We start from the raw sequence: 18,156 nt of genomic DNA on the forward strand, positions 1-18,156 counted from the left end.
GCCTTTCCTCGGACGAGCGTAAGAGGATAATGGCCATCCGACTAGGTCTGCCCCGTCAAGGAGACTGGGGGACCCTCGGAGGCCATCCTCGTGAGACGATCGCAACTCCTGATGATCCTGGTCGTCGCGACGGCCCCGATGGTCTGGGTGACATTCGACCGCTTCCGGCGTTCGGAGATCGTCCTGGCCGGCGGGGCCGTCTTCTCGCCGGACGGGCTCTCGCTCGCCACGGTGTGCTACCCGCAGACTCCGGCGCCGCACGTGGAGCTGAGGGTTTGGGACATCGCGACCGGAACGGAGCGGCGGCACGAGCGGCGGACGTTCGCCGATCCGATCTTGGTCCTCTCCGATGACGGAAGGAAGCTAGTCGCGCGGGCCGCGGACGGAAAGGCCTGGACTCGGGCCGACATGACCCGATGGCCCGGGAGGACCCTGCTTGAGAACGGGGGCGGCGGTGTCGGCTCCATCCTGTCGATGAGCCCCGACGGTCGAACCCTGGCAACCGCACGCCTCCGAGCCGATATGGACGAGTCCACCCACGTCCGGCTCTGGGACGTAGCCACCGGCAGCCTCGTCAGGACTTTCGACGACGGAGAGTTCGTGTATAAGCTGTCCTTCTCACCCGACGGCGGCACCCTCGCCGCCGTCCGAGGAACGCTGGTGGGCTGGGACCTCGTGTCCGGGGAGTTATCCGGCCTGACGAAGGCCGTCGGCCCATTCGTGACCTCGATGGCGTTCGCGCCCGACGGATCGTCGCTGGCTGTCCAGCAGGGCTCGGGGAAGATCGCGCTCATAGACACCACCGACGGCCACGTCCGGGCCGCATTCAACTATCTCCAGCCCGCGGCACTGGCCTTCTCCCCCGACGGCCGACGCCTGGCCGTGGCGGCCGAGGAACGGGTCACGGTCTGGGACATCGGCACACGAAGGCCTCTCGTCCAGTTCAAAGGGCATGCCCGACCGCGAGACGCGGAACGCGTCAGGATCTTGCTCAAGCAGAGCGGCATCATCACCGCAAAGTCCTCGGCGAACAGGGTCTGGTCCGTGACGTTCTCCCCCGATGGTCGGCATGTCGCCTCCTGCGACATTGACGGCACGGCGCGGGTCTGGGACGCTGCCACTGGCCGCGAGTCTTTGAGGCTCGACCACCGAGAGTTCCCGCCGAAATGGCCACTCGTGGCGGCCTGCTCCTGGGGGGTGGCCACGGGGCTACTCGCCCTGAGTCGGTTGCGAGCGAGGACCACAGTTTTGTCCTGCGAAACAAGATCACGTCCGAATCCGATTACTTTCCTTTAATCAACTCCACCGCCGCCTCCGCCAGCAGCCGACCTGCCTCGGGCGCCATCATGCTCGGCGGGCCGAAGGAGCATTCATAGCCGCCACGCGCGAATGCGGCCTCGTGGGGCAAGTAACCCAGCATCCCGTTGGCGTAGCAGACGACGAAGGTGCGCACCGGCCAGGCCTGTTCCTTGATCATCAGGCCGTGCTCGACGAAGGACTCGGAGGGTTGCGAGGCGAAGGCCATGTCTCCCAGGCGGAACACTTGCACCTCGCCCGGCTCGGTCTTCTTCTCCGCGATCATGGCGAGGATGCCCGGGATTTTACGCTCGTAGTAGCCGGCCTCGCCGAAGCGCTGGGTCCCCTTGGCGGTCCCTTCGATGTCGGCCTTGGTCGCCTTGCGATAGGGGATGTCGACGGTCTTCGACGCGGCGGAGAGGGTGGATGGCTTGATCCATTTGGGCTTGGCCAGCGCCTTGATGACGTCGTCGGCCAGGATCGCGCCCATCTGCTCCTTGGTCTTGTCGGGTCGCCTGTGGGGGTCGTCATAGGCGATGTTCCCGGCGGCGCCTTGCAGGAACAGCGTGACGGGGATTCCCTTCGCCTTCAGCTCCTTGGCGATCACGCCGGGATAGCCGGCGCTGAAGGCCTGGTCGCCGCCGTGGTGCGTGGGGTGGCATGCGAAGTTGACCAGGGCCCCGACGATCTTGCCGTCGGCCCCGCGCAGGGCGAGCACCGCGACCTCAGGGTCGATGGGGCCTTCGTAGGCCAGTGCGTTGGGGTCGGTGAACGACCCGTGGGTGCGGGCCGATCCGTCACGCATGATCACGCGGCGATTGTAGGCGACGTTCAACTCGAAGGCGACGCCCACGGCCATCTCGGACTCCTGGCGAGCGGCCAGGGCCTTGCCCACGGCCTTGGAGGCGCCGGCGACCATCGTGGCGATGTAGGCCTCGCTGCGAGGGAGGGCCTCGTTGATGACGGCGGGGCCCGCGTGATTGTGCGTGGCCGTCACCATCACCCGGTTGCCCGGAATCTTGTGATCGGCCTCCACCTTAGCTCGAATCGTCGCGGTATCGCCCGTGTTCACGAGCGCCACGTCGAGTTGAATGATCGCCAGGGGCAGACCCGGGTCGCTCCCGCCGCGGTCGAACACCGCCGCGCGTGCGAAGATCGGGTCGAGCACCCCCTCGCCCACCAACTTGGTGTTCCACCCCTGGCGGGGCGTGCCGTTTGGCGGCGTGATGTCGACCTCGCCGAAGCCCGCGCGAAACGTCGTCGCTGGCGTCTCCGCGGCGAGGGTCAGGGTCGTGGAAAAACCGACGAAAGCGGCGGCGAGGGCCGCGAGGTGGAATCGTCGCATGCGGGGATGTCCGGCGGGGAAGTCGGGGCGGAGTCGTGGATCAGGCTAACGCACCCGTTCACGCCGATCAATCGTCCACACGACCCGTTCTTCCCCCCTGCCGTGACGATGAGACCAGAAATCAGCCCGTTTCAAGATCGTCAACGATCAACGTCGGGACAAGAACGTCGGAATTCATGACTCAATGTGTTATTGCTCGTCGTCATTGGGCTGGTCCGAGGTCGGAAGGGGGAGATTTCGCTCATCCAGACGACTCCTTGCCTGATCAAACACTTCCTTCTTGGCGTTGTCATCGCCCTTGGCCTTCTCGATCTCGGCTTCCCGCTCTTTGATCCTATTCTTCTGCGTGTATTTCCGAAGCACTTCGAGCTTGGTCATCGATTGCTCGAGGGTGAACTTGGCTTTCTCCAGGGCCAGTTGGTCGGCGAGCTTCGTGGACTTGGAGAACCGCTCGGACCATCTCAGGCGTTCGCGGGCGCGAGCCACTTCGCTTTTCGCCAACGCGATCTCACCTCGGAATCTCTCGACGTCTTCCTTGAATCTCGTCTCGGTGTCGACGAGCACGTCGACCTCGGCGACCACGCGTGTCATCCTGGCCCGAAGGTATTCGGCTTCCGCCAGCTTCGCGGCAACGACCCGGTCGACTTGAATTTTCTGAGCAGGGCTCGTTGTGCCGTGCCCCAGAGTCACAAGGGCGAAAAGGGACGCCGTGACTCGCCAACGTCTGAAGGTCAACATCCGGCAAATCCCTTCATGTTGAAGTCCGATCGCCACCGCCGGTTGCCTTCACGTGACTTGGCGGTTCCGACTCCCTCAAGAGAATGAGGCGACGGATTCATGAGCCATGGACCGCCTCGTCGACAGGAATTCCACGAGGCGTCCACGTCGACGGTCGCAAGGCTCAGGCCTTCAGGGGATGCCCAACAACGTCGGGCTCACGGCAAGGCGGGCCGCGGCTTCAGCTTCAGGCCGCGGATGAAGAGGCGTTGCTCCTCGTCGGACGCCGTCCAGACCATCAGCACGGCCAGGGCCCCGTAATATGGCAGGTGGCCGGCCAGCTCGACCCAGTTGAAGACCGTGAGCGTCAGGTTGAACGGCAGCCAGGCGATCAGGATGATCAGCCGGGTGAAGATTCCGAACAGGAGGCAGAGCCCCACCAGCAGTTCCACCGACCCCGCGCAAAGGACGAACACCTCGTCGGACATCGGGATGCCCAGATATCCGGTGAAATTCAGGTCATACGTCTTCAGGAACGAGAGGGCCAATGGCCGATTCGCCAGCTTCTCGGTGAACGCGACCGCGATCAGGCTGAGCGCGACGCCCGTGCGTAGCGCCGGCATCGCGAGCCGCATCGAGGCATCCGACGGGGCGAACTTCGGCATCAGCAGCCGGTCGATCGAGAAAGGCCCTCGCCCGGCCAGCCAGAAGAAGGCCGCGAAGCCCAGGTAGTGGATGTTCTCCAGCATCGGCTCCAGGCCGACCGCCACGCACCCAACCAGCCAGGTGAGCGCGAGGAACGCCGCCGCCGGACGCGTCAGGCCTCCGTAGAAGAATGAGAGCGCCGCCCCCACCTGCATCAGCCCGAGCCAATACTTCCAGACTCCAGTCAGCGAGTTATTGGGAGAAAAGAGATCGCCGTGGAGGGCATTGACCAGAAGCGGGGTCGCGACGTGCAGCCCCAGGATCGCCGGCACCAACCCGTAGAGCAGCGACCGACCTTCCTCGTCGGCCCCGAAGTCGGCCGGCCCGGGCAGGACCTCCCTCTCTCGTACCGCTCGCCAGATCAGGCCCAGCACGCCGACGGTCACGACCGTCGCCGCGATGAAGCCGAGGGTCATCGGCTGGGTCACCTGATCGAGCCGCGAAGGGTACTTCGCCGGATCGTCGTGGAACCACTTCTCATGGGCATTGGCGGTCGAGCCCCAGGCCATCGCCGCTGCGATGACAAAGAGCAGCACCGGGGCGCGGGGGGAAATCCATCGCATGACTAAATCCTAATCCTCGTTCGCTCAATCATTGGGCGTTCGGAGCATTCTACAGTCCCGGCCTGGAATGCTCTATGAGGACGGATCGTCGCCCCGAAAACGGTGGGTTTGGCGAGTAGCACGCGATCATGTGGCGGGGCCCGTCCAGAAGGATGGCACAACTCGCCAATCCTTCTGACCTGGAGCGTGCTCGTGGAACGGAAAGGGGCCTGTGTGCCCGATTGCTGAGAAATATCAAGGCTTGACCGGGGCAACCTCACGTTCAACCTTGTCGAGTCGCTTGCGAACAGCGTCTACGCTTTTGTTCATTTCCATGTTCATCTGCATAATTATGTTTGTAATCTGGGCATTTTGTGTGGAAAAATTGCGAGCCCGAGCTTCCAAAGCCGCGACCTTTCTTCCTTGCTCCCTCAGGGCAAGGCTCTGGATGGTCACTGCGAGCATCAAAGCGACTATGACCGTTATCACCATCGCCGAGCGGATTCCGATTGATAACTTCGCCATTTCGGGTCCTGCTTGGCGTTACTCTACAAGCCGCCGGTCAACATTCCGGACGAGAAATCGACGAGCTTCTGACCCAGTCGCCTTAACTCATGTTACCCCCCAGGAACGGTCATCGCCACTCACCTGACGATGTCCCGAGGTGCAAACCGGGGGAGTCCCGAAATCGGCCCGAAACGGGACGGCAAGACCGGGGTTGGTGACCGGCACTTCTGGGGCAGGGATGCCGTCCCGTTCCCATTCCGAAATCAAGATCCCGAAGTTCGATGCGAGGGATGGGGTCCGGAACGATGGGAGACTGGAGGGGGCCGTATCGGCGTTATGCGCGTCTCGACCTCGCCCGACGAGGATGGGGACAACCCGACTCCGCCTTCCTTGAGTGGCCTGGCCCCGCGGCTCAAGCCCCTTCGAAAGGCCCGGGTTTTCGCTTCGCGGCGTCCAATCGCGGCCCTTCGCCTTCAATCGGTCGTTGATCGATTTCTTATGGGAGAGAAGTCGGGGGCGAATCGATGGATCATCGATGTGCACGCGTCCCGGGCAATTCGCGCCGATCTCCGTCCTCGACCCCGGCTCCTCGCCCCGCCGTTTGTTCCTCCCCGATCACCGCCCCGCTTGCCGCTTCACCCAGTTTCGGATGGTCTCGAGCACCGCGGGCGAGATGGTCTGCTCGATCGAGCCGTACTCGGACGGCGACCCCGTCTCGGCGGGCTGGAAGAGGTGATTCAGGCCGGGGAACAGCCGGGTCGTCACCTGCATGTTGCCCCCGGCCTTCAGGGCGGTGGCGATCGCTTCGAGGTTTTCCGGCGGCACTTGCAGGTCCTTCTCGCCGCTGATCGCCAGCACCGGGCAGGTGACTTTGCTCAGGGTCGGCAGCGGGTCGTAGGCGATGAAATAGCGCATCCAGGGGCTCAGCACCGCGTCGGACTGGGCCTTGATGAAGGCGTCGACTTCGCCGACCGCCTTTCGCTCGGCCTCCGACAGCTTGCCGTGCTCCTTGGTCAGCAGGTCGGCCAACGACATGCGGATCTGCTCGTCCTCGGACTGCTTGGCCAGGATCTGGAACATCGCTTCCTGGACCGTTGTATTCCGGGCGATTTCCTCGGCCGACCGGCCCCCCGCCTCCCCGATCAGCTTGCCTTGCCGGATCAGGATCTCCCGCCCTGTCATCCCCGTGCCGGCCAGCAGCACGATGAAATCAACGTCCTCGGTGCGGGCGGCCACCGCGGGCGCGATGATCCCCCCCTCGCTGTGGCCGATCAGGCCGATGTGAGCGGCGTCGATCTCGGGCCGGCCCTTGAGGAATGCGACCCCGGCCGCGACATCGTCGATGTAGTCTTTGGTCGTCGCCGCCTTCGGGTCGCCCGTCGAGCCCCCGACCCCACGGTCGTCCACCCGCAGCACAGCCACGCCCGCTCGGCTCAGGTCGTCGGCCAGGACCCAGAACGGCTTGTGGCCGAAAATGGTCTCGTCGCGATCCTGCGCTCCCGACCCGGTGATCATGAGCACCGCGGGGAACGGCCCCTTTCCTTCGGGCACGGTCAGGGTTCCGGCAATCGTTACCTTCTCACCGCCGGGGTAGCTCACCTCGATCGCCTTGTACGGGAAGGGTGCCTTGGGCGTCTGGGGCCGCTTGATCTCGGTCGGCTTCTCCACCTTGGCCAGGGTGAGCGGGAGCTTGTTGGGCCCCTGGGTCCAGGTCCCTTCGGCCTTGGTCCCGGCGTCGTCAAGAGTGCCGCTGAACTCGCCCTTGATGACCGCCACGTCGAGCTTGAACGTCTTTCCTTCAAGCGTCGTGGACGCGACGGGAATTCCCTTGGCCCCCTGGTCGGGGCTGTCCAGCGTCGAACTCAAGGCGCCGTCCTTACCCTGGGTCACGTTCACGACCAGGCGCAGCGAGGCCGGCCCGATCGTCAGCTTCCCCTCCCAGGTCCCCGCCAGCTTCGACTTCGGAACGTCGTCGCCCCGCGAGACTTCGCACGCGAAGGCCGTCAGCATCGACAACGCCAGGAAGGCACCTCGGATCGTGGGCATCGGTCACCTCGGTTCGACTGGAAGCCATCCACGGCCTTCGCATCCGGCGATGCGCCGACCACGCCGGAAACCCTACCAGATCCGAACTTGACCGGGACGGATCAATTCGCTTGCCCGGCGAATCGCCTGCACGCCGTGCCCAACGGCCGGTTAGAATGGACCGCTTCCCTTCCATCGAAGGGCGACCGATCTCCGGGCGTCGCCCACCACTTGCGCGGAGCCGACCACGGCCATGGCCGACAATCACGCCTTCGACGTCGTCAGCGAAGTCAACCACGTCGAGATCCACAACGCCGTCACCCAGGCCCAGCACGAGATCAACGTGCGATACGACTTCAAGGGGACGCGGGCCAGCATCGAGTTCAACAAGAAGGACAACACCCTCAAGCTCGAGGCCGACCACAAGGGTCAGCTCGACACCGTGCTTCAGGTCCTCAAGGAGAAGCTGGCCAAGCGCGGGGTCGCCGTGAATGTCCTGAAGCGCGGGACCGTCGAGGAGGCGACCCACGACAGCGTCCGCGAGGTCATCACCATGCACGTCGGCATCGAGGCCGACGACGCGCGCAAGCTCGTCAAGCAGATCAAGGGGCTCGGCCTGAAGGTGCAGGCCCAGATCATGGACGAGAAGCTGCGCATCACCGGCAAGAAGCTCGACGAACTCCAGGCCGTCATGAAGTACCTCAAGGAGAATGGTCCGGAATACCCTCTCCAGTTTACCAATTTCACCTGATCTGCCCCTCTTCGCCCAAGCGGACCACCGCCACGAGCGGCCGAGTCCGGGGCCTGCTCGCGCAGGAAGCGTTCCAGACGCCGCCTCGGACCGTCCGATGTTAGCCATGCCCCGGGAGGTCGGTCGGTGCGGAGCACCCCCGCATCCCGGGACGCTGGCGGGGAATTCTTTCCCCACTCGGAATTGGGTCGTAAAGGCGGAGGGCCGGACAGCCATGGGCTTCTTGAGCGGACGCATCACCTACGCGCGATTTGCAGTCTCGGGCGACAGCCCCCTCCCCTTCGATGAAGACCTGCTGGAGAAAGCCAACCTCCACGCCATCGGTAAGCACGGCAGCGCCGAATCGACTGACGGCGTCAAGATCGGCTGGGGGGGCGGCGACCACGTCCTCGACAACCGGTTCGAGCTGGAGAAGAACCTGATTAACGACGCGCTCCACCTCTCGATGCGCGTCGACACCAACAAGGTTCCCAGCTCGATCCTCAAGGCCTACACCACCATCGAGACCCAGGCCCGGGCCCACCTCAACCCCAGCGGCCGGGCCACAAAGGCCCAGCGCACCGAGGCCAAGGAAGCCGCGATCATCCGCGCCGAGGCCGAATCGGCCGACGGCCGCTACCTGCGGATGGCCCACTACCCCATCCTCTGGGACGGCCAGACCAACACCGTCTTCGTGGGCGCCACCAGCCTGAACGTGCTCGATCGCCTGCGGACTCTCTTCCGCGAGACCTTCGACCGCACGCTGGAGCCCCTCACCGCCGGCACGCTCGCCGTGCGGCTGGCCGAGCAGCGCGGCGAAGCCGCCAGCATGGAAACCTTCGGCCCCTTCCACGACTCCCCCGTCGTCACCTGGGCCAACGAGGAAGGCTCCAGCCACGACGTCCTGGGCAATGAGTTCCTGCTCTGGCTCTGGCACACCCTCCAGAACGACAGCGACACCCTCAACCTGCCCGACGGCAGCGAGGCGACCATCATGGTCGCCAAGACCCTGACCCTCGACTGCCCCCGAGGCGAGAACGGCCGCGACCAGCTGACCACCGAAGGCCCGACACGCCTGCCCGAGGCCTTCCGCGCCCTGCAAGGCGGCAAGCTCCCCCGCAAGGCCGGCCTCATCATCGTCCGCCACGGCATGCAGTACGAGTTCACCCTGCAAGCCGAGACCTTCTCCGTCAGCGGCGCCAACCTGCCCAAGCCCGAGGACGCACAGGGCGACGAGGCGAAGATCGCCCGGATCGACGGCCTCCGCCACCTGGTCGAGACCCTCGACCTCATCTACGACACCTTCACCCGCCGCCGCACCGGCACCAACTGGACCGGCGACATGGGCCGCATCCGCAACTGGCTCACCGCCGCCTGAGCCGGCCGGATCATCGAAACTCAAAGGCCGCCCCCCGCGAGCTTGTTCGCGGGGGGCGGCCTTTTTTCGTTCACTCAGGGCGGCTGAACGAGTCGGCGTCGGCCTTGTCGAGCACCTTGAAGTCGGTGGTCTCCGCCTCGACGAACTTCGACCCGGCGCGGGTGCTCGCGACCTTCGTGGGGATCTTGAGCCCGCTATAGTCCTTGTAGTCGGAGAAGGTCTCGACCTCGTCGACCGTCGAGCCGTCGAAGTTGACCACCTTCGCCGTCCGCTTCACGGGAAGGCCGGTCTCCTTGTCGAAGGAGAGCGTGAAGTCCTTGCCGTCGGGGCCGGTCGCCGTCAGCACGGAGGCGGGCTTGCCGTCGACCTTCTCCTCGCCCTTCGACTCCACCTTGAAGCCCTTCCCCTTCAGCGCCAGGGGATTGTAGGTGACAACCTGAAGGTAGAGATTCTGGCGCTCGGTGCTCAGCTCCTGTTCGGACAGACCTTGCGTCTGGCCGTCGAACTTCCTCCAGCCCTTGTCGCCGTCCAGGACCGCCAGCACCTCGACGTCCTGACCGCCGAAGTTCCCCTTGAACTCGGCCCGATGCCGGTCCAGGCCCTTCACGGTCGACGTCGCCTCGAACTCGTTGGGCGTGCCGTTGAGGTAGAGCTTGCCCTTGTTTTTCCAGGAGATCACGTCGGCCTTGGCAAGTTTCGCCTCGCCGCCGAGTGCCTTGATCGCCCGGTCCAGGACGGCGGTCACCTCCGCGTCATCCGCGCTCGCTACGCTCGTCAGACCGACCAACATCGCAGCCAACCCAAGCATCATCTTCATCAGATCGCCTCGTCCCGTGAGAGAGATCAGAACGGATCAGATCCGCGACGACCCGTCAGGATACTGCGGCGCCATGCCTCCGTGAAGCGGCCCGCAGGCGCGCGGCGACTCCCGGCGGCCCGGCGTGGGCACCCGTGCGAGATCATCCGAGGGCTCCTACTTCGCTCAGTCGGGGCGGCTGAAGACGGAGGTGTCGGCCTTGGCCTGCACCTTGATCTCGGTGTTCACCACTTCGGCAAATTTGATCCCGTCGCGGGTGCTCGTCCCGCGGGTGGCGAACATGATCCCGCCGAACTCCTGGTGACCCTCGAACGTCGTCTGATCGTCGACGATGTTCCCGTCATAGTTGACGATCCTCGCCGTCCGCTTCACGGGCAGCCCGGTCTCCTTGTCGAAGAAGAGGGTGAAGTCCTTGCCGTCCGGGCCGGTCGCCTTGAGGACCGCCGAGGGCTTGCCGTCGATCTTCTCCTCGCCTTTGGACTCCACCTTGAAGCCGTCGCCCTTCATCGCCAGCATCGTGATCGAGATCGCCTGGAGATAGGCGTTCTGCCGCTCGCCGGCCAGTTCGTGCTCGGTCAGCTCCAGGGTCGTCCCGTTGAAGCGCCTCCAGCCCTTGGCCCCGTCGAGGACGGTGATCACCTCGATGTCCGACCCGTCGAAATCGCCACCGAACTCCGCGCGGGTGCGATCGAGACCCTTCAGGGTCGTCCGCAGCGTGAAGCCGTTTGGCGTCCCTTCCAGGTAGATCTTTCCCTTCGACTTCCACGAGATGACGTCGGCCCTGGCCAGGGCATCCTCGCCACCAAGCGCCTTGATCGCGCGGTCGATGACGGCCTTCGCCTCCTTGTCTTCCGCGCTCGCGCCCCCCGTCAACCCGAGGAGCAATGCCGCCACTCCGAGTACTGCCTTCATCAGATCGCCTCGTCGTCGGGGGGAAATTCTGGACCGGGCCACAACGTCGTGCCACGACAGGATACGTCGCATTCCGTCAGGCGAGAAGCCGCGATCTTGGCGCGCGGTGCCGCCCGGCCAGGTTCGGGGAAGCTGCCGAACGTTGGCCCGTCTCGCAATCCGGAGGCGACTGACACCGGCGCCGGGCGGGGGGTGCCCAGGAGGGGGGAGCCGGCAAGGGGGACAATCCGGCGGATTGTCGGTCGAAGGCCCGGCTCTCAGGCGTTCGAGGAGGTCGAATGCGTCGCGGTTGCGGGCGAGACCGCCTTCAAGGCAGCCTTGCGGGCCAGGGTGAAGTCCGCGCCACCCACCGTCGCGCCGGCGTAGGCCACATCGATGTTGAACTGGTCGACCTGACGGCCGTCGGTCGGCTGAATCTCGCGGTTGTTGGGCAGGAAGCCCGCTCCGCTGGCCACCGCTTCATACTGCTTCAACTGGGCGGAATCCAGCGTGATCGGGGTCGAGAACACCAGCCAGTTGACGGTCTGAGACAGCGGCGGAGTCGTCAGCGAGCCGCTGTAAAACCAGCCCTGCGTGCTCGAAGGGAGCAGGCCCGCGAAGTTCAAGGGGGCCGACAGCGTGGTCGACGAGCCCGAGGTCGTCAGATTCGCCGTCGCCGCGTCCAGGATCGGCTGGATCGAGTCGTTATGCGCTCCCAGTTGCAGGAACACCGCCACCACCGTCTCGGCGCCGGTGGAGCTGACGTTCACGAAGTGCTCCTCCATCGGGTAGTGATATCCATTCACCTCATTCTCGGCCGTGTCGTGGGCATGGAACTGCGACAGGTCGTACTCGACCCCGTTCAGCTCGATCGAGTCGGCCTTGTTGGCGGTGAACTGCGTCTGGAGCTGCGCCCCGTTGTTGATCACCGCCTTGGGCGTCGCCGGGGCGTAGTTGATCGTCAGGTACTGGCTCAGGTCGGTCGGTTCCCCCTTGATGTTGATGGGAGACTCGAACGCCGCGTTTCCCTCGGGGGCGATGGTCACCCAGCCGTCCTGGCCCACCGGCCCGTTCTCCGGATTGTTGTTGCCCGTATGGTAGCTCCAGCTCACCCCCGTATAGAGCTGCCCCGTCGCCGGGTTCGTTGCATACGCCCCCACCGGGGCGATATTGGTGAACGTCGGCGAGGTTTGCACGAACGCCTTCGGCGTTTCGACATGCACCACGTACGCACCGGGCTTCTCCCCCTTGAAGGCGTACCTGCCCAGAGGGCCGGTCTTGGTGGTGGCCGCTTTCGCCCCATCGGCGTCAAACAACTGCACCGTCAGGCCCCCCAGCCCACGGCCGGTCACCTCATTGGTGATCCGCCCCGAGATGCTGACGGCCCTGGCAAGCGCCGAGTGCTGCGAACCGTTGAGCACCATCCTGTCTTCCAGGTGCTCCACATGCACGGCCAGCCCGGCTCGCCGGCACCTTTCCCGCGTCTTGTCCCACGGCAGAAGTCTCATCGCTCAAGGTGCTCCGTTCAGGTTCCGTGTAAATTGCCCATCTTCCGGGCGTCATCACTGTTACCAAACCTGGCACGATGAATTCAATCCCTTGAATTCGTGCCGAGCGAGCGGTACGCGAACGGATTCGGGGCCGCATCTCCTGGTCGAGACGTCCCCCCGAAACGTGCCATCCGCCCGGCCATCCCGGCCGGGAAGAAGGGGATTTATGCCCGCCAGGTAGGCCAAGCAAACGGCACTGGCGACGAAAATCGTTGCCGGCTTTGCCAAGAAGCAGGCCGAGAACGACGTGTTCAAGCCGCGCGATACCCAGGCCCTCACGATCGGCGAGCGGGGCCACAGGCAAACCATCGAGGCCTGCGTCCGATTGCGGGACCAAGGCCCAGTCTCAGCGAGAACCGAGCAAACCGCCGGGGCCAGCGGCGTGCATTGGGGCCGGCGGGAATGGATCGGAGCTGTTCACCCCTGCCCTCCCCGCTCGGATCGGAGAGTCTTGCCTCACCTCGATCTCGGCTCGGTCAGATGAGGTAGATCGTTCGCCCGATCCAAGGTCGATCGGAGCGGACAGGCCAATCCCGCGGGCAAGCTCAGCGTCCGTGCCCTCTCGGGAACCCCATCGCGCCATCCCTGCCCTACGGCTCGGACAATGGGCGGTGCTCACCGAAAATGGTCGACACCAGGGTATCGAAGTCGGGCTTCCGATTTCCGTGGCCGGCCCCATGGGCACGACCCTCGAGGCGGTTGCCGGCGTGTCGGCTCATGCCCGAAGACCCCCCGGACCGCGTCGTCCGGGGTGGGTCTCGTCGTTTATCCGTTCGGACCGCGTCGTCCAGGGTTGGCCTCGTTCGTCATTCTTCCGATCGGCCGGTTCGACGTCACTCGACCACGATCTGGGTCGACTGGATGAACGCCTGGCTCGACAGCAGCGAGATCTGGCCGCCGAATCGGGTCGAGCTGGCGTGGGCCAGGCTCGCGAGGGCCGACGGCGTGGGCTCCTCGCCCAGGATCGAGTAATAGGTGAACGCCAACCGTGAGTGCATGACCTGGGCACTCGACAGGACCGTCAACGCCCCCTGGTAGAGCCCCTTCTTCACGACGTTGGGCGAGTTGGCGGCCAGCGCCGAGTCGCTGTAGGTCACGCCATAGGTCGCTGCCACCGAACTGACGAATTGGGTCGGATTCTTCACGCTGTACAGGGTCAGGTATTCCTTCGACGAGAACAGCCGGGCCTGGAGCTGCGACTCCGTGCCGGTCTTCTTGCTGAGCAGCGAGATCCCGTTGTTCAGCTCGGCCGTGCCGGGCGCGCGATTCAGGATCGAGTAGTAGGAGTTGGTGACGATGTTGCCCAGGTTCTCGCGCGAGTTCAGGACCACCGCGGCCACCTTCGCATACGTCGTCTTGCCAGCGGACAGCGGCGTCGCGAGCTTCGAGAGTTCGGCCTCGGTCGGATCCCGATAGAGCACCGTGTTGAAGACGCCCGTGACGTAGGCATCGGCCGCTTCGACCGTCGGAGCGGCCTTGGCGACGATGGCCGCCGCTCGGACCCCGGCGAATGCGCTATAGGCCATCAGCGCCTTCCCTTCCAGCGTCTCGACCGACAGATGGCGGCGAGACCTCTTCGAAGCGGCGGATTCATGGGTGGTCGCGAACAGGGTCCGAAGGGGGTTCCAGCGCATCGTCTGCTCCTCGTTTTCTTGCTGTCAAATCGAATGGTGACCGAGAGTCATGAGAGCCCGGGAGCATGCCCGAGGCCCGGCGGCGCCGTCCCCTCGGCGGAGGTCGCGAAGGGGAAGACGCGTCGGAACATCCCCGACAACCGACCGCCGTGGGCACGATCCATGCGTGGCTTCGCGGCCGATCCAGAGGGCCGAATCCGCCGGAAATCGGCACGGAACACGGATGTCGAATCGAGCTATCATTGAGATGTAAATAAAAACGAAAACCGGACATGAAATGCAAACAGAAATAAGGATTGAAATCCTGTGTTTAAAAATATCGACACAGTCCCCCCGTCTTCCCGGGCCCGATGGTCGCCGGCCCATTCCGCGTCTCCCTCGGAAATTTTTCGCAAGATTTCGGATTTCTTAGGGACGAAATCGCACAAAATTCAGACTATCTCTAAGAAGGGCGCGGCCGCGCGACGCAGCGACGGCCGGTCTCGCCTGGCCGGCGACACCTCGGATCGACCCACCGAAAGGCGCGAAGCCGCACCATGAGCACCCCCACCGCCAGCCAGAGGCGCATCGACGCCAACCGCCGCAATGCCCTGCGAAGCACCGGACCAAGGACCGCCGAGGGCAAGGCGAAGTCCCGCCGCAACAGCCTGGTTCACGGGCTCTCAGGCGCCGGCATCGTCGTCCCGCAGGAGCAGGCCCAGGCCGCCCACGACCGCGCCGCGCAGTGGAACTCGTCGCTGCGGCCGATGAACGCCTTCGAGGTGAGCCTTGTCGAGACGATCGCAGTCGAGAGCCTGCGCATCGAGCGCTGCCGCGTCGAGGAGCGGCTCGCCAGGGATAGCCGCGCCCGCCGCTCCGCCGTCTGCTGGGCCGACGAGCGCAAGGCCGACACCGCCAAACTTGGACGCACCCTCCCTTCGAAGCCCGAGGAGACCGCCGCCAGGCTCGCCATCACCGCGCCCGGCTGCGACTGGATGATCGACCGCTGGCGCGCCCTCGGCCACGCCCTGGACAAGGCTGGCACATGGACCGACGAACAGGCCGCCCTGGCGCTCGACCTCCTCGGCATCGCGCCCGAGCTGCGCGACCTGCCCGGTCCCCTCGATCCGACCGACGAAACAAGCCCCCTGGACCACCGCCAGGACCTCGTCGACGACCAGCTTGAACGGCTGCTCGGCCGCAAGGAGTCGGGCCTGGACGACATCGAAGAGGACGAGCGCGAGGCGGCCATCCTGGGCCTCTCCACCGGCGACGACCGGACGCTCAACCTGCTCCGTCGTTACGAGACCGCCAGCTTCCGCCGGATGAAGTGGGCCCTCGAATTGATGCACAAGGGCCGGTCCCGCCCCGTCGACCCCACGCCGAACCCGAAGTGGGACGACGACGCCCCCTCCTCGCGGAGCCCGTACCCGACGCCCGAGGAGGTCGAGCGGGGTCGTGCCAGGACCGCCGCAACCGTTGCAGAACGAACCCAATCGCCCCATGCCGTCGTGACAGAACGAACCCAACCGGGCCACGCCCCGTCGCACATCCCTCGGCTTGCGGCCTGCCTCGGCGACATTTCATTACCCTTCCTGAACGACCAGCCGGAGACGCGGGACGACGCACGGCCGCTCGGCCGCAACTCCAAGACCGGCAATCGGATCCAACGCCTGCGAGCCTCGCGCCGGCGGGCCGCCTTGCAGCAGTTGGCCGCCTGAGCACACGAAGAAACCCGTTTGCTCTTTGACAATTCGGACGGATCGAGCGACGACGGCGTCCGGAATCGGCCTGGAGCCTTTCTCCCGGTTCTGGTATGAGCCATCTGGAATGCGCGCGGGCTCCCCGGACAAGGATCGTCCCCCAGCCCCGGATCCACCCTTTGGGCAACTATCGCCAGCACGTCACGTTCGGCTGCGGCACCGGCATCGTGTACGGCCTGGGCGCCTATTTCTTCGGCCAGATCCACTGGATCTACGGGATCGTGGCCACGCTGCTCTCCACGCTGGGCGGGATGCTGCCCGACCTGGATAGCGACTCGGGCTCGGCCATGCGCGGGTTCACCGGCCTGATGGGCGTGATCGTCGCCATCGGCGTCTGGCACCGGCTGGCGATTATGGAACCGGTCCCCGCGTTCGAGTACCACCTGCTCGCGGTGATCATCGCCTACGTCTGCGTCCGCCACTTCCTCCAGCGGATCGTCGCAGGCCTGACCAAGCACCGGGGGATGAGCCACAGCTTTCCCACGTGCGCACTCTGGGGCACCATCTCGCTGCACTTCTACCCCACCGACAAGCCGATCATCAAGGTGATGATGGCCATCGCCCTGATGGCGGGCTTCTTCTCCCACCTGCTCCTGGACGAGATTTGCAGCGTCGACCTGCGGGGTGCGCGGGTGAACAAGGCGTTCGGCACGGCGATGAAGTTCTGGTCGAAGTCGATCATGAGCACCCTGGTCGTGTATGCCATGCTGAGCTACTCGACCTACACGCTGATCGAGCAGTGGCCCGAGGAGCCGTTGAACTTCGGCACCCGGGTCGACGCCCCGCTCTGGCGGTTCCACAAGCAAGACGACGGCGGCCACGCAGCCGAGAAGACGCTCGCCGCCACGCCTCCCGGACCGGCCCCCGGGCCGGCTCCCGCAAAGGCCAGGACGCCCCCCCGCCTTGCCCAATCCACCCCGACCCCGTCGCGTACCACGCCCGCGCCGGCGCCGAAACGCCCCGGCCGGACGCCTCAGACGCCCGCCGCCAGGCCGGAACGGGTGCTGGACCCGGCCGCGACACCCGCCCGAATTGGGGCGGCAGGCGGGCTCAAATCCCGTATACTCGACCCGATCAGGCCGTCGGACGGCCGCCCGTAGAAGGGTCCCATTTCAGTCGCCCCAGGACGTCAGGGAGTCGTGACCGATGCGCGTCGTTTCCTCCATGCTTTGCGCTTGCCTGCTGGCGCTTTCGGCCGCGTCCGCCCCCGCTCAGGCCCCCCCCGCCAAGGCCAAGGCCAAGCCCGCCGCCCCTGCCCCAGCGCAGGCCAAGCCTGCCGCGGCCCCCAAGCTGACCCCCCCCCAGACCGTCATCGCCACCGTCAACGGCGAGCCCATCACCGCCATCGAGCTGCGGGAATATCTCGACAAATTCCCGTTCGAGCTCGAGCCCGGCAAGGAGAAGGAAACCCTCGCCGAGTTCTTCAAGGTGGGCGCCAACATGATCGCCAACACCAAGCTCCTGAACCGCTACGTCATCAATCAGAAGGCCGTCGCCACCGAGAAGGAGATCGACGCCGAGGTCGAGCGCCTCAAGGCCGAGCTGAAGGCCGACGGTCAGGACCTCTTCAACGTCCTGGCCACCAACGACATCCCCATCGCCAAGCTGCGCGAGCAGATCGCCTCGGGCATCCGCTGGGCCAACTTCACCAAGCAGATGGCCACCGACGAGTTGCTCAAGAAGTACGTCGACGACAATAAAGACCTCTTCTACGGCTCCACCGTCAAGGCCAGCCACATCCTGCTGAAACTCCCCCCCGACGCCACGCCCGAGGTCAAGGAGCAGGCCAAGCAGAAGCTCCTCGGCATCAAGAAGCAGATCGAAGGGGGCCAGATCTCCTTCGCCGACGCCGCCAACAAGTTCTCCGAGGACGACGGCAACGTCGCCACCAAGAGCGGCGGCGACCTCGGCTACTTCCGCCGCCGCAACCAGTACATCGAGAAGTTCGCCGCCGCCGCCTTCGGCCTCAAGAAGGGCTCGATCTCCGACCCGGTCGAGACCGAGTACGGCCTTCACCTCATCCAGGTGAACGACCGCAAGGAAGGCAAGCCGATCGACTTCGAGCAGAACAAGGTCGCGATCTTCAACCAGTACGTCACCGACCTCCAGCAGCAGATCGTCGACAGCGAGCGCAAGACCGCCAAGATCGACATCAAGCCCGTCCCGCCCGACTTCTTCCCCCCCATCACGCCGCAGAACGTCGCTCCGGCGCCCGCCGCGGCCCCGGCCACCAAGCCCGCCGCCGCACAGCCCAAGCCGGCCGCCCCGAAGTGAACC

Annotated in this window: 15 protein-coding genes; 6 read left to right on the top strand and 9 right to left on the bottom strand. The window is 65.3% G+C overall.

Annotated features, from left to right (window positions below; translation table 11 throughout):
* Positions 1–90 precede the first annotated feature (90 nt).
* Positions 91–1,296: a WD40 repeat domain-containing protein gene (locus tag EP7_RS03440; protein ID WP_463526185.1), complete on the top strand. Its 1,206-nt coding sequence runs from the start codon at positions 91–93 to the stop codon at positions 1,294–1,296.
* Here the strand turns inward: EP7_RS03440 and EP7_RS03445 are convergent.
* The 5 genes from EP7_RS03445 to EP7_RS03465 all read right to left on the bottom strand — a co-directional run bounded on the left by EP7_RS03445 (position 1,283) and on the right by EP7_RS03465 (position 7,158).
* Positions 1,283–2,641, bottom strand: a complete 1,359-nt coding sequence (locus EP7_RS03445; RefSeq protein WP_463526186.1) for a neutral/alkaline non-lysosomal ceramidase N-terminal domain-containing protein — start codon at positions 2,639–2,641, stop codon at positions 1,283–1,285. The genes EP7_RS03440 and EP7_RS03445 overlap by 14 nt on opposite strands.
* 189 nt (positions 2,642–2,830) lie before the next feature.
* Positions 2,831–3,379: a hypothetical protein gene (locus EP7_RS03450; RefSeq protein ID WP_463526187.1), complete on the bottom strand. Its 549-nt coding sequence runs from the start codon at positions 3,377–3,379 to the stop codon at positions 2,831–2,833.
* A 197-nt stretch (positions 3,380–3,576) separates the two neighbouring features.
* A complete protein-coding gene (locus EP7_RS03455; RefSeq protein WP_463526188.1) occupies positions 3,577–4,626 on the bottom strand; it encodes a DoxX protein in 1,050 nt (349 codons plus the stop codon).
* 234 nt (positions 4,627–4,860) lie between these two features.
* Positions 4,861–5,130 carry a hypothetical protein gene (locus EP7_RS03460; protein ID WP_463526189.1) on the bottom strand — a complete coding sequence of 90 codons (270 nt, stop codon included), beginning with the start codon at positions 5,128–5,130 and terminating at the stop codon, positions 4,861–4,863.
* 597 nt (positions 5,131–5,727) lie between these two features.
* The gene (locus EP7_RS03465) at positions 5,728–7,158 is read right to left on the bottom strand and encodes an alpha/beta hydrolase family protein (RefSeq protein ID WP_463526190.1); all 1,431 of its coding nucleotides are present in this window, start codon (positions 7,156–7,158) and stop codon (positions 5,728–5,730) included.
* Positions 7,159–7,390: 232 nt separating this feature from the next.
* Here EP7_RS03465 and EP7_RS03470 point away from each other — a divergent pair, with 232 nt between their 5' ends.
* Both EP7_RS03470 and EP7_RS03475 read left to right on the top strand, forming a co-directional pair.
* Positions 7,391–7,888, top strand: a complete 498-nt coding sequence (locus tag EP7_RS03470; RefSeq protein ID WP_463526191.1) for a YajQ family cyclic di-GMP-binding protein — start codon at positions 7,391–7,393, stop codon at positions 7,886–7,888.
* 214 nt (positions 7,889–8,102) lie between these two features.
* On the top strand, positions 8,103–9,245 hold the full coding sequence (locus EP7_RS03475) for a hypothetical protein (RefSeq protein ID WP_463526192.1): 1,143 nt from the start codon (positions 8,103–8,105) through the stop codon (positions 9,243–9,245).
* A gap of 70 nt (positions 9,246–9,315) precedes the next feature.
* On the opposite strand, the gene EP7_RS03480 is transcribed toward EP7_RS03475, so the two are convergent.
* From EP7_RS03480 to EP7_RS03495, 4 genes are all read right to left on the bottom strand, one after another.
* Positions 9,316–10,062: a LolA-like protein gene (locus EP7_RS03480; protein ID WP_463526193.1), complete on the bottom strand. Its 747-nt coding sequence runs from the start codon at positions 10,060–10,062 to the stop codon at positions 9,316–9,318.
* A gap of 165 nt (positions 10,063–10,227) precedes the next feature.
* Positions 10,228–10,974, bottom strand: a complete 747-nt coding sequence (locus EP7_RS03485) for a LolA-like protein (protein ID WP_463526194.1) — start codon at positions 10,972–10,974, stop codon at positions 10,228–10,230.
* A 257-nt stretch (positions 10,975–11,231) separates the two neighbouring features.
* Positions 11,232–12,461, bottom strand: a complete 1,230-nt coding sequence (locus EP7_RS03490) for a carbonic anhydrase family protein (RefSeq protein ID WP_463526196.1) — start codon at positions 12,459–12,461, stop codon at positions 11,232–11,234.
* An 875-nt stretch (positions 12,462–13,336) separates the two neighbouring features.
* Positions 13,337–14,137 (bottom strand): hypothetical protein, encoded by an 801-nt coding sequence (locus EP7_RS03495; RefSeq protein WP_463526197.1) that lies wholly within the window; start codon positions 14,135–14,137, stop codon positions 13,337–13,339.
* Between the two features lie 536 nt (positions 14,138–14,673).
* On the opposite strand from EP7_RS03495, the gene EP7_RS03500 reads away from it, so the two are divergent.
* The 3 genes from EP7_RS03500 (at position 14,674) to EP7_RS03510 (ending at position 18,153) form a co-directional block, all read left to right on the top strand.
* Positions 14,674–15,837: a hypothetical protein gene (locus EP7_RS03500; protein WP_463526198.1), complete on the top strand. Its 1,164-nt coding sequence runs from the start codon at positions 14,674–14,676 to the stop codon at positions 15,835–15,837.
* 161 nt (positions 15,838–15,998) lie between these two features.
* Positions 15,999–16,979: a metal-dependent hydrolase gene (locus EP7_RS03505; RefSeq protein ID WP_463526199.1), complete on the top strand. Its 981-nt coding sequence runs from the start codon at positions 15,999–16,001 to the stop codon at positions 16,977–16,979.
* A gap of 46 nt (positions 16,980–17,025) precedes the next feature.
* Positions 17,026–18,153 carry a peptidylprolyl isomerase gene (locus tag EP7_RS03510; RefSeq protein ID WP_463526200.1) on the top strand — a complete coding sequence of 376 codons (1,128 nt, stop codon included), beginning with the start codon at positions 17,026–17,028 and terminating at the stop codon, positions 18,151–18,153.
* Positions 18,154–18,156 lie beyond the last annotated feature (3 nt).

It is taken from the genome of Isosphaeraceae bacterium EP7 (assembly GCA_038400315.1).
In the GTDB taxonomy this organism is placed as follows: Bacteria; Planctomycetota; Planctomycetia; order Isosphaerales; family Isosphaeraceae; genus EP7.